19 protein-coding genes are annotated in these 25,503 nt (G+C 68.2%); 11 read left to right on the forward strand and 8 right to left on the reverse strand.

The annotated features are described in order from the left end of the window. Positions 1-75: 75 nt before the first annotated feature. Positions 76-753 (forward strand): class I SAM-dependent methyltransferase, encoded by a 678-nt coding sequence (locus LT970_RS12490; protein ID WP_232686806.1) that lies wholly within the window; start codon positions 76-78, stop codon positions 751-753. 22 nt (positions 754-775) lie between these two features. Here the strand turns inward: LT970_RS12490 and LT970_RS12495 are convergent, their stop codons facing one another. The 4 genes from LT970_RS12495 to LT970_RS12510 are packed head-to-tail and all read right to left on the reverse strand — an operon-like array spanning position 776 to position 5,557. Beyond that, positions 776-1,795: an ABC transporter ATP-binding protein gene (locus tag LT970_RS12495; protein ID WP_232686807.1), complete on the reverse strand. Its 1,020-nt coding sequence runs from the start codon at positions 1,793-1,795 to the stop codon at positions 776-778. A 34-nt stretch (positions 1,796-1,829) separates the two neighbouring features. After that, the gene (locus LT970_RS12500) at positions 1,830-3,713 is read right to left on the reverse strand and encodes an ABC transporter permease (RefSeq protein WP_232686808.1); all 1,884 of its coding nucleotides are present in this window, start codon (positions 3,711-3,713) and stop codon (positions 1,830-1,832) included. Next, positions 3,674-4,729 (reverse strand): thiamine ABC transporter substrate-binding protein, encoded by a 1,056-nt coding sequence (locus tag LT970_RS12505; RefSeq protein ID WP_232686809.1) that lies wholly within the window; start codon positions 4,727-4,729, stop codon positions 3,674-3,676. Before LT970_RS12505 ends, LT970_RS12500 begins: the two co-directional genes overlap by 40 nt. 51 nt (positions 4,730-4,780) lie before the next feature. Beyond that, the gene (locus LT970_RS12510) at positions 4,781-5,557 is read right to left on the reverse strand and encodes a sulfurtransferase (RefSeq protein WP_232686810.1); all 777 of its coding nucleotides are present in this window, start codon (positions 5,555-5,557) and stop codon (positions 4,781-4,783) included. 220 nt (positions 5,558-5,777) lie between these two features. Here LT970_RS12510 and LT970_RS12515 point away from each other — a divergent pair, with 220 nt between their 5' ends. From LT970_RS12515 to LT970_RS12525, 3 genes are all read left to right on the forward strand, one after another. Then, positions 5,778-6,647 (forward strand): sulfurtransferase, encoded by an 870-nt coding sequence (locus LT970_RS12515; RefSeq protein WP_232686811.1) that lies wholly within the window; start codon positions 5,778-5,780, stop codon positions 6,645-6,647. 274 nt (positions 6,648-6,921) lie between these two features. Then, a complete protein-coding gene (locus LT970_RS12520; protein WP_232686812.1) occupies positions 6,922-7,551 on the forward strand; it encodes a ferritin family protein in 630 nt (209 codons plus the stop codon). A gap of 386 nt (positions 7,552-7,937) precedes the next feature. Continuing rightward, on the forward strand, positions 7,938-8,132 hold the full coding sequence (locus LT970_RS12525; RefSeq protein WP_232686813.1) for a cold-shock protein: 195 nt from the start codon (positions 7,938-7,940) through the stop codon (positions 8,130-8,132). Between the two features lie 94 nt (positions 8,133-8,226). Here the strand turns inward: LT970_RS12525 and ligA are convergent, their stop codons facing one another. After that, positions 8,227-10,353: an NAD-dependent DNA ligase LigA gene (ligA, locus tag LT970_RS12530; protein ID WP_232686814.1), complete on the reverse strand. Its 2,127-nt coding sequence runs from the start codon at positions 10,351-10,353 to the stop codon at positions 8,227-8,229. Positions 10,354-10,463: 110 nt separating this feature from the next. Between ligA and LT970_RS12535 the strand changes: the two genes are divergently transcribed. Then, a complete protein-coding gene (locus LT970_RS12535; protein ID WP_232686815.1) occupies positions 10,464-11,126 on the forward strand; it encodes a hypothetical protein in 663 nt (220 codons plus the stop codon). A 102-nt stretch (positions 11,127-11,228) separates the two neighbouring features. Beyond that, positions 11,229-12,404: a pyridoxal-phosphate-dependent aminotransferase family protein gene (locus LT970_RS12540; RefSeq protein WP_232686816.1), complete on the forward strand. Its 1,176-nt coding sequence runs from the start codon at positions 11,229-11,231 to the stop codon at positions 12,402-12,404. Between the two features lie 93 nt (positions 12,405-12,497). Here LT970_RS12540 and LT970_RS12545 read toward each other — a convergent pair whose 3' ends face one another. Together LT970_RS12545 and LT970_RS12550 are read right to left on the reverse strand one after the other, a co-directional pair. Continuing rightward, complete coding sequence (locus LT970_RS12545; protein WP_232686817.1) at positions 12,498-12,947, reverse strand: hypothetical protein; 450 nt, start codon at positions 12,945-12,947, stop codon at positions 12,498-12,500. 102 nt (positions 12,948-13,049) lie between these two features. Beyond that, complete coding sequence (locus LT970_RS12550) at positions 13,050-14,243, reverse strand: MFS transporter (RefSeq protein WP_232686818.1); 1,194 nt, start codon at positions 14,241-14,243, stop codon at positions 13,050-13,052. A gap of 178 nt (positions 14,244-14,421) precedes the next feature. Here LT970_RS12550 and LT970_RS12555 point away from each other — a divergent pair, with 178 nt between their 5' ends. From LT970_RS12555 to LT970_RS12565, 3 genes are all read left to right on the forward strand, one after another. Further along, positions 14,422-15,726: an O-acetylhomoserine aminocarboxypropyltransferase/cysteine synthase family protein gene (locus tag LT970_RS12555; RefSeq protein WP_232686819.1), complete on the forward strand. Its 1,305-nt coding sequence runs from the start codon at positions 14,422-14,424 to the stop codon at positions 15,724-15,726. Further along, positions 15,726-16,913 (forward strand): homoserine O-acetyltransferase MetX, encoded by a 1,188-nt coding sequence (metX, locus tag LT970_RS12560; RefSeq protein ID WP_232686820.1) that lies wholly within the window; start codon positions 15,726-15,728, stop codon positions 16,911-16,913. The genes LT970_RS12555 and metX overlap by 1 nt, the downstream gene beginning before the upstream one ends. Positions 16,914-17,102: 189 nt before the next feature. Beyond that, a complete protein-coding gene (locus tag LT970_RS12565; RefSeq protein ID WP_232686821.1) occupies positions 17,103-18,389 on the forward strand; it encodes an O-acetylhomoserine aminocarboxypropyltransferase/cysteine synthase family protein in 1,287 nt (428 codons plus the stop codon). 27 nt (positions 18,390-18,416) lie between these two features. On the opposite strand, the gene LT970_RS12570 is transcribed toward LT970_RS12565, so the two are convergent. Then, positions 18,417-18,974, reverse strand: coding sequence for a DUF7344 domain-containing protein (locus tag LT970_RS12570; protein ID WP_232686822.1), 558 nt, complete (start codon positions 18,972-18,974; stop codon positions 18,417-18,419). Between the two features lie 184 nt (positions 18,975-19,158). Between LT970_RS12570 and LT970_RS12575 the strand changes: the two genes are divergently transcribed. Both LT970_RS12575 and LT970_RS12580 read left to right on the forward strand, forming a co-directional pair. Further along, entirely contained in the window at positions 19,159-23,775 is a 4,617-nt protein-coding gene (locus LT970_RS12575; RefSeq protein ID WP_232686823.1) for a beta strand repeat-containing protein, read from the forward strand. After that, positions 23,776-25,404 carry a PKD domain-containing protein gene (locus LT970_RS12580; protein ID WP_232686824.1) on the forward strand — a complete coding sequence of 543 codons (1,629 nt, stop codon included), beginning with the start codon at positions 23,776-23,778 and terminating at the stop codon, positions 25,402-25,404. It begins immediately after the preceding gene. Positions 25,405-25,503: the final 99 nt, after the last annotated feature.

Consider the following 25,503-nt stretch of genomic DNA (forward strand, 5'->3'; position numbering starts at 1 on the left):
GGTCTTGCAACCGCCGTTTCGACGCGGCGTTCTGCGTTCGGTGGGGTTTTGCCCGCCGCGAGCGTGGGTGCCGCCATGAGCGTACGCGAGGAGTTCGACGAGTGGGCGTCGGACGGGCGCGACAAGGGGATGGAGGACCGCCACTGGCACACCGCGAAGCACGTGCTCGCGCGGATGCCAGTGGAGGACGACGACTACGTGCTCGACCTCGGAACGGGGAGTGGGTACGCGCTCCGCGCGCTGCGGGAGCGCGGCGTCGCCCGGGGCTACGGCCTCGATGGCTCCCCGGAGATGGCGAACAACGCTCGCTCGTACACGGACGACCCGGACGTCGGGTTCGTCGTCGGGGACTTCGGGAGTCTTCCGTTCGCCGACGACAGCGTCGACCACGTCTTCACGATGGAGGCGTTCTACTACGCGGCCAACCCCCGCGAGACGCTCGAGGAGGTGTGCCGGATCCTGAAGCCCGGCGGGACGTTCTACTGCGCGGTGAACTACTACGAGGAGAACGTCCACAGCCACCAGTGGCAGGAGCAGATCGACGTGGAGATGACGCGCTGGAGTCGCGCGGAGTACCGCGAGGCGTTCCGCGACGCCGGCCTGTACGTCGCCGAGCAGGACAACGTCGCCGACGACGAGACGCCGATTCCGCCCGCCAGCGAGTTCCCCCACGAGGGCTTCGACACCCGGGAGGAGATGGTCGAACGCTACCGGACGTTCGGAACGCTGCTGACGGTGGGCGTGGCGCCCTGAGAGCGACGGCAGGCCCGACTACTCAGAGCAGCGTCGCGTCCTCGGGGTCGAACCCGACGACGCCCTCGCCGGTCGGCGGTTTCTCGCGGGTCTTCACGAGAACGTCCCGGCCGTTCCAGTCGCAGTGCACGCGGTAGGCGTCGCCGAGGAACTCCACGCTCTCGACGCGAACCGGGATGGTGTTCACTCCGGAGTCGAAGTGGAGGGATTCTGGCCTGATACAGAGCGTGTCGACCCCGTCGACGCCCCCCTCGACCTCGAACGTCGAATCCCCGACACGAACCGCCGACCCCTCCATTTCGACTGGAGACGCGCCGTAGAAGACGTTGTTGTCGCCGACGAACGACGCCACGAACGTGGACGCCGGGTCGCGGTACACCGCCTCAGGCGTGCCAACCTGCTCGACGCGTCCGTCGTTCATCACGGCGACGCGGTCGGAGATGGAAAGCGCCTCTTCCTGGTCGTGCGTGACGTAGACCGTCGTGATGTCGAGTTCGGACTGTATCTCCTTGACCTGCACGCGCAGGCGCTCCCGGAGTCGAGCGTCGAGCGCACTCATCGGTTCGTCGAGCAGGAGTACGCTCGGCTCGGGGGCGAGCGCGCGAGCGAGCGCCACGCGCTGTTGTTGCCCGCCGGAGAGTTCTTCGGGCGACCGGTCCCCGAACCCTGAGAGGTCCACCAGATCGAGTAACTCCTCGACGCGCTCCTCGCGGCTCTGCCCCGCCGGGGGGTCCGTGAAGCGCAGGCCGTAGCCGACGTTCTCCGCGACGGTCATGTGGGGGAACAGCGCGTAACTCTGGAACACGATGCCGACGTCGCGTTCCTCCGGCGGGACGCCCGCCACCGATTCGTCACCGAAGCGCACCTCGCCCTCGTCCACGCCCTCGAAGCCCGCGATGAGTCTGAGCGTCGTCGTCTTCCCGCAGCCAGAGGGGCCGACGAGCGTGAAAAACTCGCCGTCGTCGACCGAGAGCGTCACGTCGTCCACGGCGGTCGTCGCGCCGAACCGCCGCGTGACGCCGTCCAGTTCGAGGCCAGTCATGGCTGGACTCCTCGCTCGGGCGTCCGGCGACAAGTCATGGTCGATACCGACCCCCGACGCGGTCGATGACCACGAAACTGGCAGCGGTGACAACGAGCAAGACGGTGCCCATCGCGGCCGCCGGGCCGACGCTCGGGCCGGCGGTGCGGTCCACGAGATACCGCTCCAGGGCGACTGGCATCGTGTACGTGCCTTCGCCCGCGAGCAGTACGGTCGCGTCGAACTCGCCGACGCTGATGGCGAACGCGAACGCCGCGCCCGCGAGCACGCCCGGCCAGACGAGCGGGATTTCGACGTCCCAGAGCGCTCGCGCGCGACTCGCGCCGAGCGCCCGCGCGGACTCCACGAGCTGGTGGTCTACGGACCCGAGCATCGGCGCGACGGACCGCACCACGAACGGGTAGCCAGCGACGGCGTGCGCGGCGACGACCGCTGCCGGGCCGACGACGCGAACGCGCGTGCCGAACAGCTCCACGCCGAACACGAGCGACTGCAGGATGCCGAACCCGACGACGATGCCGGAGACGGCGATGGGCGCCATCAGCACCGCGTCGACGACCTTCCGGCCGCGCCCGCTCCGGGTCGTGAACGCCGCGATGACGACGCCCATCGGGAGCGCGAGTGCGAGCGCGCCGACGCCGAACAGCAGCGAGTTCCACACCGCGGTGCTGGGCCGGGTTCGCCCGGACTGGCGTTCGAGCAGGAACGACCACCACCGCAGCGTCGGGTCGCTCACGCCGCCGACGCTCGCGAACACCATACTGGCGAGCGGCGCGAGGAAGACGAACGCGACGACGACGCCGTAGACGGCGATTCCCGCCCGAGTCAGCCACTCGCGCACGGTGTCGGCGTCCAGCAGCCGGTTTCGGGGGAGCGGGTTCCCAGTGCCGCTCTCCGCGCGCCGGGCCTCGTAGCGCAGGTAGATGTACGTGAGCGCAAGCGAGAGCACCGTCTCGAGCGCGGCGAGCGCGGCGGCGGTGTCGTAGTTGAGGTCTCCGACGAGCGAGTACAGCCACACCTCCACGGTCGCGAGTCGCAGGCCGCCGAGGCCGAGTACGATGGGGAACGTCATGAACGTGAAGACGAACGTCAGCAGCGCGCTCGCGGCGAGCGCCGGATACAACTGGGGGGCGACGACGTGCCGGAACGCGTGAAACGGCGATGCGCCCAGGGAGCGCGCCGTCTCGACCGTACTGGCGTTGACGTTCTCCCAGGCGGTCCCGACCATCCGCGTGACCAGCGGCGCGTTGTAGAACGCGTGCGCGAGCACCACGATTTCGAGCGTGTACAGCGGCGTCACGCGCGACAGGCCGAACGCAGTGAGAACGGCGTTGACCGTCCCGAACTGCCCGAACGTCGCGACGAATCCGACGACGACCATGATGGAGGGGAGGACGAACGGGAGGATGGTCAGCGAGCGCAGCGTCCGCCGCCCCGGGAACTCGAAGCGCGCGAGCACGTACGCGCCGGGAAGGCCGAGTGCGACGCTCGCGAGCGTCGAGAGCAGCGCCTGCCACGCCGTGAATCCGAACAGTCCGAGGCGGACCCGGGGCGCGGTCACCCAGACGTCGGGCAGCAGGCCAGCCCACGCGGCGTGCACGCGGACGCTCGCTAGCCACGCGAGCACGTCGCCCGGCACCTCGAGGGGGTGCGTGAAGACGCCGTGGGCCGCGCCGAGGTAGAACTCCGAGGTCAGAATCCGCCACACGGGATCTCCGTAGCCGGCGAGCGCCTCGGAGAACACCGTCAGCACGGGGTAGTAGAAGACGACCGCCAGCACCGCGGCTGTGACGGCGCCTGCGACCGGAAGCGCGAGGCGGTCCGTGTCCCGCGTCAGTCGGTCCCGGGCGCGGTGGGTCAGCCACCCGACGTGACGGATCAGTTGGCGGCGATCTCGCGTGCCCACGTCTCCACCCATCCTTCGACGTTGCCTGCGAGTTCCTCGTACGTAAACGTCACCGGCTCCGGCGGCTCGTAGGCGTACTCGGCGTACCCCTCGGGAAGGTCGGCCCAGTCGGTCGACGGGAACTGGACGTTCCTCTGTGCGATCTTCGGCTGGGCCTGCTTGGAGAGCATGAAGTCGACGAACTCGCCGGCGGTCTCCGACCGGTCGGCGCCGGCGAACCGGGCGACTGTCTCGGGGTTGGCGTACCCCTGGTCGTTCAGGAAGCCGACCTGGTGGTGGGGGAGTTCGTCCTCGCTGTGGTAGTACACCTGGTCCGTGGAGTACGACACCACGATGGGGCGTTCGCCCGCGAGGAACGCGTCGTAGGCGGGCTGCCAGTCCGAGAGCACGCGCACGTCGTTCTCGAGGAGTTTCCGCCAGTAGTCGAGGTAGCCGTCCTCGCCGAACTGCTTGATGGTCCACAGCAGGAACGCCCGTCCGGGGTCACTCGACTGGGCGTTTTCGGCGAGCAGCGCGCCCTCGTAGGCCGGTTGGGTGAGCGCGTCGAACGTCTTCGGGTTCTCCACGTCGGTGCTGTCGTAGACCAGGGAGATGTACCCCGTGTCGTAGGGGAGCGCCCGGTTCTCCGGGTCGACCCGGAGGCTGTCCTTGATGTGGCTGTCGTGCTGGAGGTCGTCGGCGATGCCGTCGAACAGCGTGGCGTCGGGCAACTCCTGGTCGACGCGAACGAGTTCGCTGGTGTTCAGGCCGACGTAGAGGTCGGCGTCGATGCCGACACCCTCCCGTTTCCGCTGGATGAACTCGTTGATGCCGTTGCTGGGTGCGGTGAACTCCACGTCGACGTCGTGGTTTTTCTCCCACTCGGTCTTCAGCCACCGTCCGGCGGTGCGCTCGTCGCCGAAGAACGAATCGTACGTGGCAATCTGGAGTGGGCCACCAGAACCGCCGCCACCGATCTGGAGACAGCCGGCGGTCGTGAGTCCGAGCGCGCCCGCACCGGCGGCCTTCAGGTACTCGCGGCGTCTCATTACCTGGTTGTTCCAACCAGTGGTAGAAAAGGTCGTCGCTTCCGGAGCCGGTCACTCCACGGGGTGTCCGCGCGCCACCCAGTCGGTGAGACTCCCCTCGTAGAACGCGACGTCCGGAAAACCCAGCCACGAGAGCACGACGAACGTGTGGCTGATGCGGCGAGCGGTGTTGCAGTACAGCAGGACGTGTTTCTCGCGTGTAACGCCCTTCGCCTCGAGGATCGACTCGATCTCGTCGCGTGGCTTCAACCGTCGCGTCTCGCCGTCCACGAGCTCGCGCCAGTCGAGGTTCACTGCGCCCGGAACGTGGCCCTCCGCGAACTCCTCCGGGTCGCGGGTGTCCACGACCACCGAATCGGGGTCGTCCACCGCCGTCGACACCGCCTCGGCGTCCACGAACTGGGTGCCACGCCGGTCCCGGAGTTCGTACTCGACGGGCGTCACGTCCGGCGCGTCGGTGGTCGCCTCGTGGCCCTGGATCCAGCCCGAGTAGTCGCCGTCGAGCAGGTGGAGGTCGTCGTGGCCGAAGTAGAGGGCGGTCACGAGGAACCGCGCCGCGAACACGCCGTGAGTGTCGTCGTACGCCACGAGCGCGTCGTTCGCAGAGACGCCCGCCTCCCCCAGCAGGTCGGCCCATTCCTCGGGGTCGGGCATCATCCCGCCTTCGCCGTCGCGCTCCCCCGAGCGGAACGACTCGAACGGGACGTTCACCGCGCCCGGAACGTGGCCGATGCCGTCGTACTCCCAGGGGTCTCGGACGTCCACGACGCGCACGTCCTCCAGGTTGTCGGCAAGCCAATCCGCAGACACCACCCAGTCGTCGGTCATCGTCGTTTCCTACGCGTTCCCCGGCCTTTAGACTCGCGGGCGGTCAGCAGCCCGGCCCCAAATCCGCGATGCAGGCAAATTCTGCCGCATCTCTGGCGGGTTTTCGGCTGGCTGGCCGCTCCGCGCGTCGAAGTCGGCGACTGTCGCCGGTAGGACTGACGTGCGGGGGAATCTGCCGCGGTGGCCGACAGTTATGCGTGTGCCGACAGTACGTGGTCGTATGGTAGACGACAGCTACGCCAACGACGTGCTCGTCACCGCCGACTGGGTGGAGGACAACCTGGAGGCGTTCCAGAGCGACGACCCCGAGTACCGACTCGTGGAGGTCGACGTCGACACGGAGGCCTACGACGACTCCCACGCGCCGGGCGCCATCGGCTTCAACTGGGAGACCCAGCTCCAGGACCAGACCCAGCGCGACGTCCTCGAGAAGCAGGACTTCGCGGACCTCCTGGGGAGCCACGGCATCACCGAGGACTCGACCGTGGTGCTGTACGGCGACAACTCGAACTGGTTTGCGGCGTACGCGTACTGGCAGTTCACGTACTACGGCCACGACGACGTCCGCATCCTCGACGGTGGACGGGACTACTGGCTGGCCAACGACTACCCGACCACCGACGAGGTGCCGGAGCACTCCGAGCGCGAGTACGAACCCCGGGGCCCCTTCGAGGGCGTTCGCGCGTACCGCGACGACGTCGAGAAGGCCATCGACCGCGACATCCCGCTCGTGGACGTGCGCTCGCCCGAGGAGTTCCGCGGCGAGATCCTCGCGCCGCCTGGACTCCAGGAGACCGCCCAGCGCGGCGGCCACATCCCGGGCGCGAAGAACGTCTCGTGGGCGGCCACGGTGAACGACGACGGGACGTTCAAGACTCGCGACGAACTTGCGGACCTCTACGAGTCCGAGGGCGTCACGGACGACCAGGAGGTCGTCGCGTACTGCCGCATCGGGGAACGCTCCAGCATCGCGTGGTTCGCGCTGTCGGAACTGCTGGGCTACGACAACGTCGTGAACTACGACGGGTCGTGGACCGAGTGGGGGAATCTGGTGGATGCGCCGATAGAGAAAGGCGAGGCCGACAACTGAACGGAGTCGAGGAATCGTCTTCGAGAACGCTGCCGCCTTTTCCGACGTATCGACACCTTGTCGTATTATGGTAACCGATATTCAGTAAAATGTATGTATCATGGTAACGAATGTCACTAATGGGCGAACGTCGCCCCTGTGTGCTGTCCAGGGTGCCGAGCCCCCGGCACCCTCTCCCCATTCCTGGCACTGAACGTCCACCAGGTACCGCCACGCGACGCCGGCCATCTCCCCGACGCCAGCATACAAACCCGTGGCGAGCGTACGCACCACCATGACCCCCAGTGAGTTCCTCGAGGCCGTCCGAACCGACAACGAAACCGCGCTCTCTCGCCTCGGCTCCTCGAAAGCACTGTACGCCGACACCGGCGGCGAACTCGACGCCGAACACGTCCTGCGAGCCGCCGCCGACGCCGAACTCGTCGCCATGGAGACCTTCGAGGCGTGGGCCCAGGAGGAACCAAACGAGGACGCCCGCGAGACGTTCGACACCACCGCCGACGAAGAACGCGCCCACACACAGGCCATCACCGCCGAACTCGACGACTACGACCCCGACGAAACCCCATCCGCGATGCACGCCCACCTCCGCGAACTCGAGACCACCGTCGAACGCGCCGGCGGCCTCCTCGGCCGCACGCTCGCCGCCGAACAGTCCAAACAACAACTCGTCGGCTTCTTCGTCGGCCAGGCCGACCCCCAGACCGCGGACGTCTTCCGCGACCTCAAAGCCGACGTCGACGACCAGCGAGACCGCACTCTCGACCTCCTCGACGCGCTCTGTGACACCGACGACGCCTGGAACCGCGCGAAAACCGCCGCCGACGACACCATCCAGGCCGCCTACGACGACTACGTCGAACAACTCCAAGCGCAGGGCGTCGACCCCAAACCGGTCTGCTAATGCACGTTTTGCGCTGCGTGGGCGCGCTTCGCGCGCCCACTCGGCAAAACCTGCACTAAAAGCACTCCTCGCTCACTTCGTTTCACTCCGTTCGCTCGTCGGCCTCCGCTCGCTTCGCTCGCGGAGCGAACCGCTTCGCTCGGGCTCGTCGAGCCGCTCACGGGTCGCGTTGCTCCCCGTTCGCTCATTCGGCGGTTCTCGCTTCGCTCCGAACCGCCCGCCGCTCGCTCGCGGATGCTAGTGGTCGTCGGCTGTTCGATTGGGCTTCAGTCTCTGGATTGTGGCGGTGGCTGGACACCCGAATTCTGGACGTTCGGCCGTCCGACCGGCGTGGTACCGCGACCCTCGGAAGCGTTATCCGTGGACGGGGCATGTGTTTGGATGCAATGGCAGAAGGTACGGTTGACTTCTTCAACCAGACTGGCGGTTACGGATTCATCGAGACTGAGGCCGAGGACGACGACGTGTTCTTCCACATGGAGGACGTGGGCGGTGCGGACCTCGAGGAGGGTACGGAGATCGAATTCGATATCGAACAGGCAGACAAGGGACCGCGAGCGACGAACGTCGTTCGCCTGTAATCCCCGGTAACTGACGAGCGGTTTTTCCGCTTTCCTATCGCGTAGCGACGCGTCGGGTGAGCAGTTGTCTTTCGAACGCCCAGCAACGCGTCTCCTACTCCGCGACGTCTACACCGCGCTCCTCGAGCAACGCGAAGAACGCTCCCGAATCGAGTTCCTCGACGTCGTTCGCGGCGGCGTCGTCGCGCTTGGACTGCCCCGGGTTCTCCCCGACGACGAGGTAATCCGTGTTCGAGGACACCGAGGAGGTGGCGTTCGCGCCGTGGCGTTCTACGAGGTCCTGGAGGTCGCCGCGCGTCCAGTCCTCGACGCTCCCCGTGAACACGAACGTCAGGCCCTCGAGCGCGCTCCCGCTCTCCTCGCGCTCGACCGGTTCGGGTTCGCCGAGCCTGGATTCGTCGCGCAGGCGCTCGATGACGCGGCGGTTGCGCTCGTTACCGAGGAACTCCGCGATGTGGTGTGCGACCGTCGGACCGACGCCGTCGACCGTGCGGAAGTCGGCTTCCTTCGCGGCGAGGAACGAGTCGAGCGTGCCGAACTCCGCGGCGATGTCCCGTGCGACCGTCGGCCCGACCTCGGGGATGCCGATGGCGGCGAGGAACTGGCCGAGCGGCGGATGGCGCGCCGCCTCGAGTTCCTCGCGGAGGTTCCGCGCGCTCGTCTCCCCCCAGCCCTCGAGGGCCGCGATATCCTCGACGGAGCGGTCGTAGAGGTCCGCGACGTCCTGCTCGACGAGTCCCGCCTCGACGAACTGTTCGGCGGCCTCCTCGCCGACGCCCTCCACGTCGAGCACGCTCGTGAAGTAGCCCAGCGCGCGTACGAGCTGGGCAGGGCAGGTGAGGCCACCCGTACAGCGCGCGATGGGACCGTCGTACTCCACTTCACTCCCGCAGCGCGGGCAGGTGTCCGGCATCTCGTAGTGGCCCTCGGAGTGGGATTCGACCACTTCAGCGACGTACGGAATCACGTCGCCGGCGCGCTCGACGCGCACCTCGTCGCCCACGCCGACCCCCATCTCGGCGATCTCCTCGGCGTTGTGGAGGCTCGCCCGTGAGACGGTGACGCCGCCGACCTCCACGGGTTCGAGCAGCGCGACCGGCGTGAGGCGGCCGGTGCGCCCGACCTGCACGACGACGTCGGAGACGGTCGTGACCTCCGAGCGCGCCGGGAACTTGTACGCGAACGCCCACCGGTAGTGACGGCTCGTCACGCCGAGTTCGACGCACTTCGCGCGGTCGTTGACCTTCACCACGACGCCGTCTATCTCGTAGTTCAGGTCCTCGCGCTCGTCGACGAGGCGGTCCCGGTAGTCGATGGCGCCCTCGACATCGTCGACGCGCTCGGCGCGGTCGTTGACCTGCAACCCCCAATCAGGGAGCGTCTCGTGTTCCGCCCAGTGGGTCTCGAAGCCCGCGCCGAGGCCGCCGCGCGAGGCGTCGCCGTCGACGTCCTCAGCAGAATCTCCGGCTGCCAGTACTTCGTAGAAGAAACAGTCGAGCGGCCGCTGTGCGGTCACGCTCGGGTCGAGTTGCCGGAGCGTGCCGGCGGCGGCGTTCCGCGGGTTCGCGAACGGCTCCTCGTCGTTTTCGACGCGCTCGCGGTTGAACGCCTGGAAGGCGTCCCGCGGGATGAAGATCTCGCCGCGCACCACCAGGAACGACGGCGGGTCGCCCCGGAGCTTCTGGGGGACGCTGGGGATGGTGCGTACGTTCTCGGTGACGTCCTCGCCGGTCTCGCCGTCCCCCCGGGTGGCGGCGCGGACGTACTCGCCGTCCTCGTAGACGACCTCGATGGAGAGGCCGTCGAACTTCGGCTCGCAGACGTAGTCGACGTCCCCGACTTCGCGGCGCACGCGCTCGTCGAACTCCCGCACCTCGTCGGGGTCGCCACTGGAGTCGATGGAGAGCATCGGGGCGACGTGTTCTGCGGTGCCGAGTTCGTCGAGCGGTTCGCCGCCGACCCGCTGGGTGGGGCTGTTCTCGGCGGCGACGTCGAACGCATCTTCCAGGTCCTGCAGGCGGGAGAACAGCGCGTCGTACGTCCGGTCGCCGATGATGGGGTCGTTGTCCACGTAGTACCGGGTGTCGTGGTGGCGGATTGCCTCGCGGAGCGCGGCCGCCTGCTCGCGCGCTTCACGCTCGCTCAACGCCTCGACCGGCGCGAAGTCGGTGTCCGGGTCGCGGACGTAGGGGTTGTCCGTCGGCTCGCCGGCTGCTGACATGCGCCTGGCTACGAGGCCGGGGGTCGTAAGCGGTGCGACACACCGCGCCCGCCCGGCGCCAGTACGCTACCACCCGAACAGTAAAGTCATCTGACGTAAGTCTCGGAGCAATGCCCTCCAGACGCGTGCTCGCAGTCGTCCTCGCCGTCGCCGTGGTCGCTGTCGGCGGCTACGTCGCGTACGGTGAACTGACGGGAGACGACGGCTCGCAGACGTACGACCCGCCGGCGAACCTCACGTCCCCCGATGGGATCGACATCCACGAGGAGAGTTTCGACCGCGCGAAGGCGTTCGCCGTCGAAACCGAGGGCGACGTGGTCGGCGCTCCGGCGACGGGCAACGCGACCGCGTCGTTCTACATCTGCGAGGACGCGTTCTGCTTCGACGTCGAGTATCCGACTGCCGACGGCACGTCTCGGGCGTTCTACCACGTCACCGAGCAGCGCGCCGTCCGGATACCCCACGACGCGGCGGTCCGCGAGGAACCCCCGGAGCGACCGGTCCAGCGGCTCCTCCTCGTGAACGCCGCGGACAGCGCTCGCGGCGTCCGGATGCAGGTCATCGAGAACGCCGACAGTGCCCGCCGGCAGGACGGGAGCGTCTCCGAGACTCTTGGCGCGTACGAGGCCGAGATGGTGACCATCGACGACCTGGAGGCGAACACGACCTATCAAGTCATCTACCGGTGGGAGGCCGACGACGGTAGCCAGCGCTCCCAGTCGCTGACGTTCGAGGCCGGCAACCACTCGGACGCCGTCTGGGTGTTCGAGTGACGGCCGGTCGTAGGCCCGCCTAACCCAGCCGGTGTCGGGTGGAGTCCGGCAGACGTTGCATCGACCCCGCTACCTTATCCGCTCGCGAGGCAATCCTGGAGTATGCGCGATGACTTTCTCCTCCTGAATCCGGGTCCCGTTCCGGTGTCCCGCGACGTTCGCGAGGCGATGAGTGAACCTATGGTCTCGCACCGCTCCGGGGCGTTCGAGGCCGTCTACGAGCGAGCGCAGGACCACCTGGACTACGTGTTCGAGCACTCCACGCCGAGCGGAACGTCGACCTCCGCGGGCGGGACGTCGCTGATTCTGAACGGCACCGCGACGATGGGGATGGAGGCCGCGGTGGCGAATCTCGTCGACGATGACAGCGACGTCGTCGCCGTCCACAACGGGAAGTTCGGGCGGCGCTTCGCGCGCATCGCGGACCGCCACGCTCGCGTCACGAACGTCGAGTTCGAGTGGGGTGAACCGGTCGACGTGGACCGCGTTGAGGACGCTATCACCGACGACACGGACGCGGTGACGATGGTCCACAACGAGACCAGCACGGGCCTCCTGAACCCCGTCGAGGCGGTTGGCGAACTCGCGGCGGAGCACGACGCGCGGTACGTCGTGGACGGCGTGACGAGCATCGGCGGCGACGAGTTCCGCATCGACGAGTGGAACGTGGATGTGGCGGTGACCGACGGCCAGAAGTGCCTCGCGGCGCCGCCGGGTATCAGCGCCGTGTACGTCACCGAGCGCGCAGAGAAACACCTCGACGGCGACCGCGCGCCGTTCTACGAGGACCTCGACTGGCATCTGCGGAAGGCCGAGCAACACCAGACGCCGTTCACGAGCGCCGTCCCCCTGTTCCGGGGTCTCGCGGAAGCCGTCTCGGACATCCGGCGGGAGGGGATGTCGGCCAGAATCCACCGCCACCGCCGGCAGGCACGCGCGTTCCGAGAGGGGTTCCGGGCGATGGGCCTGGAGTCGTTCCCGGAACTGAACGAAGCCAGCGACTACTCGAACACGGTGACCGCGATCGAACTGCCGGAGGGCGCTCGCGGCGAGCGCGCGAGCGACTTCCAGGACGCGGTGTCGGCCCGCGGCGTCTCCATCAGCGGCGGCCAGGCCCACCTCGGCGGCGACATCTTCCGCGTGTCGAACATGGGCCACCTCTCGCCCGAGCAGGTGCTCCGGGGCGTGCGTACGGTCGGCGACGCGTTCACCGAAATCGGCGTCGACGTGGACGCGGACGCCGGCGTCGTGGCGGCCCAGGAATCCCTGCAGGGCTAGCAGTAGTTGCTAGCGCGAGTTCTTTGTTCACCACTCGGACTGAATCGGCAGCGGTCAGATTGAGAGGCAGTTCTGCGAGTGTAACAGCTATTGCTAGCGGTTGTTGGGTTCGCATCCTCCGAGCAGGACGAGCAGCGATGTTTCTGGCCAATCACCAGTCACAACAGTGACGCTGTAACATTCGCCCTCGGAACCCTTGGCAGCGTCAATTGTGGCGTCTCTCCACTCGCTCTCGGGAGTCTTCGCCCGAACAGTCCACTGCCGTGCATCCGGATTCTCTTCCCACTCATTGATGGTATACTGCGCCCGTTCTCGCTCTGAACCCGGGTCAAGCTGATACGATGCTTGATGCACGAGGGTGCCGTCACGAAGGACTTCGAGCGAGACTTCGAACGGCTCTGCGATACTGTTTGCCAGTGTAACCGCTCCGAGTGTATCTGATCGCATCCCGAGCTCGGCTTCAAGAGTCGCACATCCTGCTACCGACGTGAGGGCTGTCGTACCGAGGACTGTGAGGGCTTGACGGCGGTTCACGTCGGTCACCAAGCCCAGAGCCCGTAAATAATCTCTGAAGGAGTGAACAGGTAGGATGCGTTCAACTATTTTCGGCTCCTACACCGGGCAAAACCGTATTGAGAACTGCTGCTAGTCGTCGCTCGAGCGGGCGTCCACACCGATCGTTTTCGGATTCAGTTTGAGCAGCGCGGGGAGCGCGAGCGCCGCGAGTACGAGTTCCGCGCCACCCGCGAGCAGGAACGCGTCGGCGAAGCCGTATCGCTCCGCGACGGCGCCGCCGCCGACGATGCCCGTGAGGAAGCCCAGGCTCCCCGCGACGTTGAAGCCGGCCATGCTGACGCCGCGCTCGCCCGCGTCCGCGAGGTCGGTGACGAGCGCCATCGTCGCGGGCGCCATCACCGCGCCGAGCACGCCGACGACGACCATGCCCGCCTGCGCGAACCGCAGGCTCGGTGCGAACCCAACGCCCACTACCGCGAGCCCGTAGGTCGCGGAGCCGACGGCGATGGGGAGCGTGCGGCCGACCCGGTCCGAGAGCTTCCCGAAGGGGTACTGGAGGAGCGCGAACGGCGCGAAGAACAGCGCGAGCGTCAGGCCCGTGGCGCCGGCGTCGAGGCCGAACGCCTGCCGGAAGTACAGCGTGCCGACGAGCGCGAAGAACCCGGCGGTGAACCGGTCGATGAAGCCGAACGCGAACGGGACGGCGAGCGCGGGCTTCGCCGCGAGACTCCGGACGGCGGCGCGCGCGGAGTCGCCGTGGCCCGACGGCGCGCGGTCGGGGACGCGGAGCGCGAACAGACCGGCGGCCGCGAGCACGACGGCGCCGCCGTAGAGCGGCGCGCGCGGCGCAACCTCGGTAAGCTGGCCGCCCACCGGCGCGCCGAGCGCGGTGCCGAGGCCGATGGCGATGCCCGCCGCGCCCATGTTCTTCCCGTGGTCGTCGGAGAGGTCCATCAGCATCGTGATGGCGAGCGAGAACGCGCCGATGGTGAGCGCGCCCTGGAGCGCGCGGAGCGCGAGGGCGCCGGCGAAGCCGACGTCCGCGACGGCGAGCGCGGCGTAGCCGAGCGACCCGGCGAGCGCGCCCGCGGCGATGAACGGCACGCGGCGCCCCGCACGGTCGCTCGCCGCGCCCCAGACGCCCGCGAACGCGACGAACGCGCCGAACTCCGTGGCGAGGAACCAGCGGCTCGCGGTCTCCGGGTCGGCCGCGCCGTACGCGGCGACGAGGTCGGCCGCGCCCGGGTAGACGAGCACCTGCGCGAACAGCACCGCGAACACCACGCCGGCGAGCGCGGCGCGCTCGCGATCCGTTCCGGTCACCGCGATTCCCTCCCTGGCCTCGGCTGGGTCACGGCCACGGGTTGGCGCTGAGGGGCCAAGAACGCCCCGGAGTCGACGGCTGCCGGACCAGTCGCTCTCCGACCGCGTCGGCGCACGTCCGGGCAAGCGTTGCCGTAACTGGTGTGCATAATCACGTCCAGTTCTATTACTTCAGTACATGACTGACGGGAGTCACGGGCGGCGCACCCTGAGCGTTCACGCGGGCCAGGAACCGGACGAGGCGACCGGTTCGCGCGCGCCGCCGATCCACCAGACGACGTCCTACGTCTTCGAGGACGCCGACGACGCCGCCGCGCGGTACGCGCTCGACTCCGAGGCCCACGTCTACTCGCGCATCTCCAACCCCACCGTGTCCGTCCTGGAGGAGCGACTCGCTGCGCTCGAAGGTGGGGCGGGCGCGGTCGCGACGAACGCCGGGCTGGGCGCCATCGATGCGCTCACGACCACGCTCGCGGAGGCCGGCCGGAACGTCGTCGCGGGCAAGGAGATGTACGGCGGCACTGCCTCGTACTTCGCGAACATCGCGGGCAAGCGCGGCGTCGACGTCCGGACCGTGGACGCGCTCGACCCGAACGCCGTCGCGGACGCCGTCGACGACGACACGGCGTTCGTCCACACAGAGACCATCGCCAACCCGTCGCTCGTCACGCCCGACCTCGCCGAACTCGCGGCCGTCGCCCACGAGCGCGCGGTGCCGCTGGTCGTCGACAACACGTTCGCCACGCCCCACCTGTGCCGCCCGGTCGAGCACGGTGCTGACGCCGTCTGGGAGTCCACGACGAAATGGATCCACGGCTCGGGCACCACTCTCGGCGGCGTACTCGTCGACGGCGGCGCGTTCCCGTGGGACCATCCGGACGCCGACTTCCCCGAACTGTCGGGCGAGAACCCCGCGTTCGGCTTCGACTTCACCGAACGCTTCGGGGAGCGCGCGCTCGCCGCCGCGGTGCGCCAGCGCGCCGTGCGCTCCACCGGCACCGGGCAGACGCCGTTCGACGCGTGGCAGACCCTCCAGGGCCTCGAAACGCTGGGGCTGCGGGTGGACCGCCACTGCGGGAACGCGCTCGCGCTCGCGGAGTTCCTGCGCGACCACCCGGACGTCGCGTGGGTGTCCTACCCCGGCTTCGAGGACCACCCGACGCACGACAACGCGAGCCAGTACTTCGGCGACCCGGGCGACGCAGCCGGCGGGTACGGCGGGATGCTCACGTTCGGGCCCGAGGGCGGGTTCGACGCCGCGAAGGCCGTCTGCGAGGAGGTCGAACTCGCGTCGTTCCTGGCGAACGTCGGGGACGCGAAGACGCTCGTCGTCCACCCGGCGAGCACCACGCACGCCCAGTTGTCCGCCGAGGAACAGCGCGCGGCGGGCGTCGCGCCCGACATGGTCCGCGTCTCGGTCGGCATCGAGGAGACGGACGACGTGCTCGCGGACTTCGACCGCGCGCTCGGGGAGGCGCACTGATGCCCGCGCAGAGCCTCGGCCGCTTCGAGTTCGAGTGCGGCCGCACAATCGAGGAACTCACGGTCGCCTACGACACGTACGGCGAGTTCACGGGAGACAACGCGGTGCTCGTCTGCCACGCGCTCACCGGGAGCCAGCACGTCCGCGGTGCGGACCGCGGACAGGGCCGTGGGTGGTGGGACGACGTCGTCGGTCCCGGGCAGGCCATCGACACGAACGAGTACTTCGTCGTCTGCGCGAACGTCCCTGGGTCGTGTTACGGCACCGACGGGCCGAGCACCGAGCGCGCGAACGGCGAGCCGTGGGGAACTGACTTCCCGGCCGTGACGGTTGCGGACTGGACGCGCACCCAGCGCCGCCTCCTCGACGAACTCGGCGTCGAGCGCCTGCACGCCGTCCTCGGCGGGAGCGTCGGCGGAATGAACGCGCTCGACTGGATACGCCGGTTCCCCGAGGACGTGGACCGCGTCGCCGCCGTCGCGGCGTCGCCCCGACTCGACGCGCAGTGTCTCGGACTGAACGCGGTCGCGCGGCGCGCCATCCGCGGCGACCCGAACTGGAACGAGGGCGACTACTACGGCGACTCCGCGAACGATGCAGGCGGCGGGCGGTCGGACGGACACGGTGACGGACACCCCGACCGCGGCCTCGCGCTCGCCCGCCAGATCGGCCACCTGATGTACCTCTCGAAGGACTCTATGGGGGACAGGTTCGGCCGCCGGACCGCGGGCCGCGAGGCCGGCGACGACGGGTTCCCGGCCGACCCGGCGGCCGCGTTCTTCCCGTACCGCGACGTGGAGTCCTACCTCGACCACCAGGCAGCGACGTTCACCGACCGATTCGACGCCAACAGCTACCTCTACCTCACGCGGGCGATGGACAACTACGACCTGAGCGAGGGGTACGCCTCGGACGCCAGCGCCGTCGCCGCGTTCCCCGGCGAGGCGCTCGTCCTCTCGTTCACGGGGGACTGGCACTTCACCGTCGACCAGAGCGAGGAACTCGCCGAGGCGTTCCGCGAGAGCGGCGTACCGGTCTCCCACCACGTCGTCGAGTCCGACCACGGGCACGACGCCTTCCTCGTCGAACCCGAGTCGGTAGGGCCGCCACTCCGGGACTTCCTCGCGGACGGCGTCGACGGGCGCGCCGTCACGGACACCGTCGAACGCGACGAGGCCGCCGAGTGAGTCACGCATCCGTTCACAGCAGTCTCCTCCGGTTTACAACAGCCTCTTCCAGTTCACAGTAGTCTCTCCCACGGCAACCCCGGCGCTTCGTGCGTCGGAACCCCGGGTCTTTCCGCCCGTTGTCCGGAAGTCCGGCAGGAACTGCAGGTAGCTGCCGGTCTTAACCCCTCGGGGGCACTTGTTGTGCGTATGGCAGACGATTACGGCTTCGACACGAACAGCGTTCACGCGGGCCAGGAACCGGACGAGGCCACCGGTTCGCGCGCGCCGCCGATCCACCAGACGACGTCGTACGTCTTCGAGGACGCCGAGGACGCGGCCGACCAGTTCGCACTGGAGAAACCCGGGTACATCTACTCTCGGCTGATGAACCCGACCGTCGAGACGCTCCAGGAGCGCCTCGCAGCGCTCGAAGGCGGCGTCGGTGCGGTCGCGACGTCGTCGGGCATGGCGGGTCTCGACCTGGCCACGTTCCTCCTCGCGAGCGCGGGCGACAACGTCGTGGCAGCCAGTGACCTCTACGGTGGCACGCGGACCTACCTCACGCACAGCGTGGAGCGCCGCGGCATCTCCACGCGATTCGTGGACGCACTGGACTACGACGCGTACGCCGACGCCATCGACGAGGATACCGCGTACGTACTCGTCGAAACCATCGGGAATCCGAGTCTCACCACGCCGGACTTCGAGCGCCTCAGCGACGTCGCTCACGAGCGCGGCGTTCCGCTCATCGTCGACAACACGTTCGCCACGCCGTATCTCTGCAACCCTATCGAGCACGGCGCGGACGTCGTCTGGCACTCCACGACGAAGTGGATTCACGGCGCGGGCACGACGGTCGGCGGCGTGCTCGTCGACGGCGGGACCTTCCCGTGGGCGGAGCACGCGGACAAGTATCCGGAGATTGCGACCGAGAACCCCGCCTATCACGGCGTGAACTTCGCGGAGGCGTTCGGTGACGCGGCGTTCACGTACGCCGGTATCGCGCGCGGCCTCCGCGACCTCGGGAACCAGCAGTCGCCGTTCGACGCGTGGCAGACCCTCGAGAAACTCGAGACCCTCGGGCTCCGCATGGAGAAACACTGCGAGAACGCCCGGAAAGTCGCCGAGTACCTGCAGCGCCACGACGACGTCGCGTGGGTGACGTACCCGGGACTGGAGGGACACCCGACGCACGACAACGCCAGCGAGTACCTGGACGGCTACGGCGGAATGCTCACGTTCGGGCTCGAGGGCGGCTACGACGCCGCCCGGGCGACCACGGAGAACACCGAGCTAGCGAGTCTCCTCGCGAACGTCGGTGACGCGAAGACGCTCATCATCCACCCCGCGAGCACGACCCACCAGCAACTCACCGCGGAGGAACAGGCGGACGCGGGTGTTCGCGACGACATGGTCCGATTGAGCGTCGGCATCGAGGACCCCGCTGACGTCGTCGCGGACCTCGAGCACGCGATCGAGGCGGCGTCGCGGTAACTCCGGCGAGAGACCGGAACGGGACTCTCAGTCACGCAGGCGATGCACGAGTGAACTGCGCTGGTGGGTGGTCTGGTAGGCGGCGGACGCGACGACGGCGAGGAAGAGAAACAGCGCCCACGAACCCGGTGAGAGAACCCGGAGTACGGGTACGTCGATGGTTGCAGCCACGACGACCAGCGTGCCGAGGATGCCGAGCGCGGCGTAGTACTCGCTCCACGCGAGGCCGTACTTCGGAACGACCTCCATGTAGACGCCGACTTCGGCGGCGTTCTCGGCTGGGGCGACGGTCTTCGCGTTCTCGTCGTACGCCACGATGCCGAGGTCCGAGAGCTTCGGGAGGTGGGTCTGCTGTAGTGAGATGTAGACGCTCTGCCGGACGTTCCGCGGTGCCGGGTCGGTGTCGGCTTCCTGGGCGGCGATGACCTCCGAGAGTTCGCGTACGGTCACGGGGTCCTCCGACTCACCAAGCAGTTCGAGGACCATCCGTCGCCGGTCGTTCCGCAGGACGTCGTGGATGTCGGCGGCCGGGAGGTCTGGCTCCGTGTCGTCTCCTCCACCCCGGGCGCGCTGAGTCACCGTCATTGCAGATTGACTACCGCCTTATTGTCAAATGATACGTATAAGAGTACCCAATAGGTAGGGTATATACTGGTGGTACTAAGGATGCAAATTCAGCAAGTAGATTGCAGCTAACTGGCCACTAACCGGACGTTAAGCGGACTGGTGCTGCCATTAAGTAAGGATGGGGGAGACGTGGAGTCTTCCGATGCGCACGACAGACACACGTCGGACGTCTGGAGGACGCGCGGTCCTCGCAGGCGTTCTGGTCGCGCTCGTCGCGCTCGCAGCACTCACTGCGCCCGCGGCGGCCGGCTACGACGGCGAGAACGCAACGATTCACGTAGACGACGACTGGGCAGACAAAGAAGACGGCAACAAGACGAGTGCTGGCTACGTCATCGGCACGAACGCCACCGCCACGATACAGGCGGCGATCGACAACGCGTCCAACGGTGACACGGTCCTCGTCCACGACGGCACCTACACCGAATCCATCGTGATTCAGCAGGACATCACCGTCAAGGCCGCCGACGATGGCGAGGCGACCATTCGGTACGCGCCTGACAGCTCGACGGGGCAACCGACCGTGAAGATCGCGGATGACGGGGACTTCGGCGGGCCGACACTCAACGGATTCATCGTCGAACGTATCGCCGCGGACGACCGCGGTTCCGGAGGCGGGACGCCGTTCGCGCAGGGTGTGCGCGTGTCCACGCCGAACGCGACGGTCACGGACAACAAGGTCACCGGCGTTGGCTTCGACCACGCGTCGAACGCCGGCATCATGGTCATCGACGACGAGAGCGGTGACGCGTCCGGCGAGACCGTCACGAACGTCCGCGTCATCGACAACAACGTCTCTGGATTCGAGGGGGCACTCTCCGCGGCCGCGGCCTACGGTGGCAGCGTCGAGGACACGCTGTTCGACGGGAACACGCTCTCCGGGAACGACGTTCGGGGGCTCGTGCTCGGAGAACCGAACGGTACAGTCTCGAACGTCACGCTCGACAACGCCGACTACATCGGCACGGCCGACGGCGCGAACGGCGAAGTCCGCTTCAAGAGCCAGTCGGCTGCACTCGACTGGGGGGCAGACACACAGGGGGCGACTCTCACGAGCGGCGCCGGCGACTACCTCGTCGGTGACGGGATGTCGATTCAGACCGCCATCGACGCGGCGTCTGCAGGCGACACCATCACCGTCGAGAACGGTACGTACGCCGGCTTCATGGTGAAGACGGACGTGACGGTCACCGAAGCAGACGGCGCAGACGCGGTCGTCGACGCCGATGAAGGTGTTACGAACGACGGCGTCGTCGCGTTCCGTGACACCGGGGGCGACGCGGACAACGCGACCATCGCCGGACTCACTGTGGACGCGAGCGGACAGTCTGACTACACGACCGGCATTTCGGTGTCCGCGGACAACGTCACCATCAGCGGTGTCACAATCCAGGGTGACGCCAACGTCACCGGCATCCAGACGCAGACCGGCTACGACGGCTCCGGAACGAACGGCGTGCTGGTGACCGAGAGCACCGTCACGGGTGCGAACGTCGGCATCTCGCTGCAGAGCGGGAACGACACCGCGACGGACAACACCATCACCGGCGCGACGCTCGAGGGCATCGGCCTGGCGGGCACGAACTACGATGTCTCCGGAAACGACGTCAGCACAGCCAGCGACGCGCCCGGCATCCGCGTCTACACGACGACGGCGAACGAGGTGGCGGCGTCGAACGCGCTGCTCGCCGCGAACTCGGGCGTCGAAACCGTCGCCTGGAACGCGAACAGCCACCACTACGCGCGGGACGTGTCCATCGACGGCACGTACTACCACAGCGTGCAGGCGGCAGTCGACGCTGCGTCGTCCGGCGACACGGTCCACCTCTCGGACGGCACGTACGACCTCGGTAGTGACCGTCTCGACGTGACGACCGACGGCATCACCATCGAGGGCGAGTCGATGAGCGGCGTGACACTCGACGGCTCGGACGCACCGTGGCCGATCTACGTCCACAATCAGAGCGACGTCACGCTCCGGAACTTCACGTTGGAGGGCACAGAACAGGGCGACTCTGACGACTCCATCAAGGCCGCGTTCACCGACGGCCTCACCATCGAGAACGTCGCCGTCAACGGCTCCGCCGGCAACGAGATCGACCTGAACAACGTCGTGAACGCGACGCTCCGGCACGTCGACGCGAACGGCAACGGCACCGGCGGCGTCGGCGTCGCGCTCACTGCTGTTCAGAACGCGACCCTCGACGACGTCGACACGTCCGGGAACACCTGGGGCGGCGTCGGACTGTACGACACCGCCGACGACGTCACCGCACCGGACGGCTGGACGCTCCTGCAGAACACCTCGGACGTGACTGTCACCACCGAGAGCGGCCTCTCGGAGGCCGTCCCGCTGTACTCCGACCAGGCGTACGGCGGCGAACTCGGCGCCCTATATGCGCCCGAGTACGACTACGCGGTCGAGAACCCCGACCACCGCACGCGCGGCGAGGACTTCGTGTTCTACTCCCAGACGAAGTCCGACGCGGTGTCGCTCGCGCTCGGCCTGGCGAACAACAGCAGTTCGACGGTGCAGACGCTCACCGCGAACGCCAACGGCGAGATCGACCTTGGGTCGACGTACGTCGTCGGCACGCAGGGTGGCGACAGTATGAGCATCCAGACGGCCGTCGATGCAACTGACGCGGGCGCGACCGTCCGCGTCGGTCTAGGCACGTACAACGAATCCGTCACCATCGACACGGACGACGTGACGCTGCTCGGCGCTGGCGTCGGTGAGTCGGTCATCGCGCCCGACAGCGGCACCGGCCTGCTCGTCGCGGGTCACACGCCCGCCAGCGGCGAGTCGGCCGACGACGTCACCATCGACGGCTTCTCCGTTGACGCCGCGGACGGCGCGTTCGGCGTCGCCGCGTACTCCGAGATCCACAGCAGCGACTACGACACGACCAACCTGACCGTCCGGAACGTCGCCATCGACGGCACGGACGCGCTCGGTGTCGGGCTGATGTCCTCGAAGGACGCGACGCTCGACAACGTGACCGTCACCGGCGTCTCGACCGCAGACCAGGGCGCGCTCGAACTGGTCGGCGTGAAGAACCTCGCCGTGACGGACAGCACCATCGCCGACAACGCGCTCGGCATCAAGATGAAAGCCGCGTCCGGCTACGGCGAGAACGGCCCGGTGACCGTGACCGACACGACGTTCAGCGGGAACGACGTGCACGTCGCGGACACGACCGGAACGCTCGACGCGCAGACGCTCGTCGACGCGAACGCGTTCGACGTGACTTCGCGCGTGACGCCGACCGCCAACCTGACGGTGTACGGGAGCGCGCAGGCGGGCATCGACGCGGCGTCGTCCGGCGACACGGTGCTCGTCACGGACACTGTCACGGACGGCATCACCATCGGGACGTCCAACGTCACGGTGGCCGGCGTCGGTGACGCAACTGTCACGAGCGGCATCGGCTTCCAGAAGCCTGCGTACCCGGACAACGTCACCATCGCCGGGTTCACGTTCGCGGACACGGACACGGCGATCAACGCGAACAATGCTGGCGACGACCTCACCGTCGTGGACAACGAGTTCGACGGCGTGACGAACGCCCTGGTTCAGGGTGGGGAGGACGGCGGCCAGAGCGACGTGAAGACTGGCTGGGTTCTCGCAGATAACGACGTGAGCGACGTCGAGACAGGCTTCCGCCTCTGGAACACGGGCGACGTCACGGTCGTCGACAACCACTTCCAGAACCTCTCGGGGAGCGCGGTCTCCCTGATCGCGGTCGACGGCGCGACTGTCACGGACAACGAGTTCGTGGACACGACGAAGGCAGGCGTTTACGTCGATGGGGCGTTCATGGACGCCTTCGACGCGACCACGGCGAACGTCAGCATCGTCGGGAACACGTTCGATGACGCTGGCGACGCCGACACGAAGTACGTGCAGGCTGCGGTGCTGACCGGCTCGAACCTCGCGGACCTCGACGAGGTCGACGTGCACCGGAACGCGTTCCGGAACATGTCGACGTACGCCATCTACGCAGACGCCGGTGCCAGCGCGGCCGGCACCATCAACGCGCGGTTCAACTGGTTCGGCGAGGCGAGCGGCCCGGATGCAAGCGAGATGGGGAGCGACGTCACCTACGACTCGTTCCTCACTGCGCCGCCGGGCGAGACGAGCCAGGCACTCCAGCAGTACGGTCACGACTTCACCGTTCCGGGCGACGGCGTGCCGCACGCCGTCGGCTTCCCGGCGGACGTGGACGCGACCTACGGTGAACTGTTCGCCGACTGCAACGGCGTCGTCTACATCTTCGACGCCGAGGACGAGGCGTGGCAGCAGGTCGACGCGGAGAGGCAGGTCGACCCGATGGATGCCGTGGTCGTCGTGGCCGACGAGCGGATAGAGGTCACGGTCGACTACGAGGACGCAGCGAGCGACGAACTGACGACGCCCGGCGAGAAGAACCTCGAGGCGGGCTGGAACTTCGTCGCGGCGCCCCAGCACGGCTCCGCGGAGACGGCGTTCGCCGCGACCGCTGGCGGCGACGTGGTCCGCGTCATCTCCCAGTACGAGACGGCCGCGAGTGCGCCGTACGGCTGGAACGGTGACGGCTTCGGGACGTACACCTTCGACCAGTCCGGGCAGGCGTCCGCGGCCACGCCGACCGTGTCGCCGTACGGCGGCTACTGGGTGTACGCGAGCGACGACGGCTCGCTCGCGGGCGTGACGTACCCCGGCATGGCGTACAGCGAGATGATCGACGCGCTGACGACCACCGGAGGGTCGGCGTAGATGTCCCGCCGCGTCGCCATCGTCGTGGTGATCGGGCTGGTGCTCGCGCCGCTGGCGGCGACGGGCGCGGCAGCGACGCCGCCGTCGCCGCCCGCCGCGTACTACGGCGATGTCACGGTGAACGGCGAATCGGCGCCCGCGGGCGTCACCGTCGAGGCGGTCGTCGACGGCGAGGTTCGTGCGTCGCTGACGACGTCCGAGGGCGGCGCGCTCGGCGGCGCCGGAGCGTTCGACGAGAAACTCGTCGTCGAGGGTACTGCAGGCGAGAACGTGACGTTCCGTGTCGGCGACCATGCGGTGAAGACCGTCGCGTGGGAGTCCGGCGCGCACGAACAGGTCTCCCTCTCGGTGACGGACGGCGCCGCGCCGACGCCGGCGGTGAGCGCACCCGACAGCGTTCCCGCCGGCACGACGGTCCGCTTCGACGCCACGGGGTCGACCGACGACGTCGGCGTCGTGGACTACGAGTGGACGCTGCCGGACGGCACGACGGTTGCGGGAACGACCGCCGACGTGACCTTCGAGCAGGCCGGCGAATACACGGTCTCCATCGCGGTGACGGACGCCGCGGGGAACACCGAGACGACGGCGGCGTCTATCACGGTCACGGACGCCGGGAACGGCGGCTCGAACGCCGGTGACTCGGACCCCGGTGGGTCCGACGACTCGTCGCCAGCAGACGATACCAGTGAGCACGCGCCCGACGTGGTCGTCGGCGAGAACGCGGTGAACGTCGCGTTCACCGAACTGCCCGCGGACACGCCAGCGACGGCGGTGTTCGCGAACACGGCCGCGACGAGCGCGAACGGCGTCTCGCTGAACGAACTGACGCTGTCGACGACCCGCGAGACGAACGTCACGCTCGACGTGAGCGCGAGCGAGTCGGTTCCGGCGGGAACGCCGGCCGTCGGGTCGGGCTCCCTGCTCTACCTGAACGTCTCGGAGTCCGTTTCGGAGGACGCGCTCGGCGAGGTCACGTTCGGCTTCACGGTGAGCGAGAAACGCCTCGCCGCCGCGAACGCCGACCCGAGTGAGGTGTCGCTGTGGCGCTACCACGACGGCGAGTGGGCGCAACTCGACACGCAGGTCGCGGGACAGACCGGAGACGCCTACCGGTTCAACGCGACGTCGCCCGGGCTCTCGGTGTTCGCGGTGCGCGCCGCCTCCGCCGACGTGTCCGTCGAGAGCGCGGACCTCGGCGACTCCTCGGTGACCGTCGGCGACAGCGTGGCGGTGTCCGCCACGCTCGTCAACGACGGCGCCGCGAACGGGAGCGCCACCGTGCCGTTCGTCGTGGACGGGGAGACCATCACTGAACGAACGGTCATGGTGCCCGCGAACGGCGAGCGCACCGTCTCGGTCACGTACACGCCCGGGAGCGAGGGCACGTACGACGTACGCGTCGGCAATGTCTCCGCGGGGACGCTCGACGTCACCGCGGCGGGGACGACCGACGCGCCGGACGACCAGTCGACCACGGCGGCACCGGACAACCAGGACCAACCCGACGGGCCACCGACCGGCCCGACTAGGGAGCCGAGTGGCTTCTCGGCGACGAGCGTCGCGGCGGTTGGTCTCATCGTCGCGGCGGTGCTCGGGCTGTTCCTGCTCGCCCGTCGGCGGGCCTGACTGCCGCCGCGGGGTGAGCCATAACCCGGCTCTCGCCACTGCTCTTCTCGCCACTGACTTTCTCGCCACTGACTTTCTCGCCACTGACTTTCTCGCCAC

This window comes from Halobacterium zhouii, assembly GCF_021249405.1.
GTDB lineage: Archaea > Halobacteriota > Halobacteria > Halobacteriales > Halobacteriaceae > Halobacterium > Halobacterium zhouii.